The sequence below is a fragment of the Streptomyces phytophilus genome, assembly GCF_013870535.1.
Classification (GTDB): Bacteria; Actinomycetota; Actinomycetes; order Streptomycetales; family Streptomycetaceae; genus Streptomyces; species Streptomyces phytophilus.
This window is the reverse complement of the sequence record NZ_JACBXC010000936.1, coordinates 1-2,426: the sequence shown is the minus strand read 5'-3', so window position 1 is coordinate 2,426 and position 2,426 is coordinate 1. Positions and strand designations below refer to the sequence as shown.

The 2,426-nt window shown below is 75.0% G+C and carries 2 protein-coding genes; both read left to right on the top strand.

Annotated elements, in window-relative coordinates; genetic code table 11:
• The first annotated feature begins 268 nt into the window (after positions 1 to 268).
• Positions 269 to 1,708, top strand: a complete 1,440-nt coding sequence (locus H5J30_RS27395; protein WP_181789996.1) for a GuaB1 family IMP dehydrogenase-related protein — start codon at positions 269 to 271, stop codon at positions 1,706 to 1,708.
• A 62-nt stretch (positions 1,709 to 1,770) separates the two neighbouring features.
• Positions 1,771 to 2,226, top strand: a complete 456-nt coding sequence (locus tag H5J30_RS27390) for an Lrp/AsnC family transcriptional regulator (protein WP_181789995.1) — start codon at positions 1,771 to 1,773, stop codon at positions 2,224 to 2,226.
• The last annotated feature ends 200 nt before the right edge of the window (positions 2,227 to 2,426 follow it).

Below are 2,426 nucleotides of genomic sequence, written 5' to 3'. Positions count from 1 at the left end.
GCCGAGCCACACCGCGCCGATCAGCACGGCGACCACGACGAGGCCGAGGAGGAAGGGGAGCAGGCCGGCGGTGACCGCGGCGTCCGCGGCACCGGGGGAAGCACGTGTGTGCGGGTCGGTACGCATGGAGCCCGGGGTACCCGCGAACCGGCCGCCTGCACATCCGGCCGCCGGCCGCGTGTTCGTGCGATCGCACCATCCGGTCGGCCGCCGGCCCGGAGGATCCGCCCCGCGGACGATCCCGCTGCCGCATGGGACACTGAAGTACGTGCGTTTCCTGAATGATTCCCCCGCCCCGTACGACCTGACGTACGACGACGTGTTCATGGTCCCCCGCCGCTCCGGCGTCGGCTCCCGCCAGGCCGTGGACCTGTCCTCCGCCGACGGCACCGGCACCACCGTCCCGCTCGTCGTCGCCAACATGACGGCGATCGCCGGCCGCCGGATGGCGGAGACCGTGGCCCGCCGCGGCGGGCTCGTCGTCATCCCGCAGGACATCCCCATCGACGTCGTCACCGAGGTCGTCTCCTGGGTCAAGGAGCGCGACCTGGTGCTCGACACCCCCATCGTGCTCGGCCCCCACTCCACCGTCGCGGACGCGCTGGTGCTGCTGCCCAAGCGGGCGCACGGCGCCGCCGTCGTCGTCGAGGACGGCCGCCCCGTGGGCGTCGTCACCGAGGCGGACCTGAACGGGGTGGACCGCTTCACCCAGCTCTCCGAGGTCATGTCCCGCGAGCTGCTGACCCTCGACGCGGACATCGACCCGCGCGAGGCGTTCAACCGGCTGGACGCCGCCCACCGCAGGCTCGCCCCCGCCGTCGGCCCCGACGGGCGCCTGGTGGGGCTGCTCACCCGCAAGGGCGCCCTGCGGGCCACGCTCTACACCCCCGCTACCGACGCCCGCGGCCGGCTACGCGTCGCCGCCGCGGTGGGCATCAACGGCGACGTCGCCGGCCGCGCCGGGCAACTCCTCGACGCCGGCGTCGACACCCTCGTCGTGGACACCGCGCACGGCCACCAGGAGCAGATGATCCACGCGCTGCGCGCCGTGCGCGCCCTCGACCCCCAGGTGCCGGTGGTGGCGGGCAACATCGTCGCCGCCGAGGGCGTACGCGACCTCGTCGAGGCGGGCGCCGACATCGTCAAGGTCGGCGTCGGGCCCGGCGCGATGTGCACCACCCGCATGATGACCGGCGTCGGCCGCCCGCAGTTCTCCGCCGTGCTGGAGTGCGCCGCCGAGGCGCGCCGGCTCGGCAGGCACGTGTGGGCCGACGGCGGCGTGCGCCACCCCCGCGACGTCGCCATGGCGCTGGCCGCCGGCGCCTCCAACGTCATGATCGGCTCCTGGTTCGCCGGCACCTACGAGTCCCCGGGGGACCTCCAGCAGACCGCCGACGGGCGGCTGTACAAGGAGAGCTTCGGCATGGCCTCGGCGCGCGCCGTACGCGGCCGCACCTCGGAGGAGTCCGCGTACGACCGCGCCCGCAAGGGGCTCTTCGAGGAGGGCATCTCCACCTCGCGGATGTTCCTGGACCCCGCGCGGCCGGGCGTCGAGGACGTCATCGACGCCGTCGTCGCGGGCGTGCGCAGCGCGTGCACCTACGCGGGGGCCGCCACGCTGGAGGAGTTCCACGAGCGCGCCGTGGTCGGCGTGCAGAGCGCCGCCGGGTACGCCGAGGGCAAGCCGCTGCACGCGAGCTGGCAGTAGCGCACCGGTGGCGGGGCCGGCCGTGCCGCGAGCGGCCCGGCCGGCCGTGGTGTACTGCGGACATGCGACTCGACGAGCTGGACGAGCGGATCGTGCGCGCCCTCGCCGAGGACGCCCGCCGCACCTACGCCGACATCGGCGCCGGGGTCGGCCTGTCCGCGCCCGCGGTCAAGCGGCGCGTGGACAGGCTGCGCGCCGCGGGCGCCATCACCGGCTTCACCGTGCGGGTCGACCCCGCCGCCCTCGGCTGGGCCACCGAGGGCTACGTCGAGCTGTACTGCCGCTCCAACACCGGCCCCGGCGACATCCGCCGCGCCCTGTCGCACTACGCGGAGGTGGCCGCCGCCTCCACCGTCACCGGGGACGCCGACGCCATCGTGCAGATCTTCGCCACCGACATGCGCCACTTCGAGGAAGTGCTGGAACGGATCGCCGGCGAGCCCTTCGTCGAGCGCACCAGATCGGTCCTCGTCCTCTCCCCGCTCGTCCGCCGCTACGCCCCCGACCCGCCCCTGTGAGCCGCGCGCCCGGGCCGCGCAACGGATCGCCGCCGTGCCCCGGGCAGACGCAACGAATCGCCTGGTCGGACGCAATCGACGGGCCTTGTTCCGGGCCTCGCGCAGGACGTACCGTCGGGGGAAACGGACCCCACCACCCGCCTGCGAGGTTGCACATGGCGCCGCTGCGCATCGCCCTGCTCCAGGGGCCGGCCGGGGTG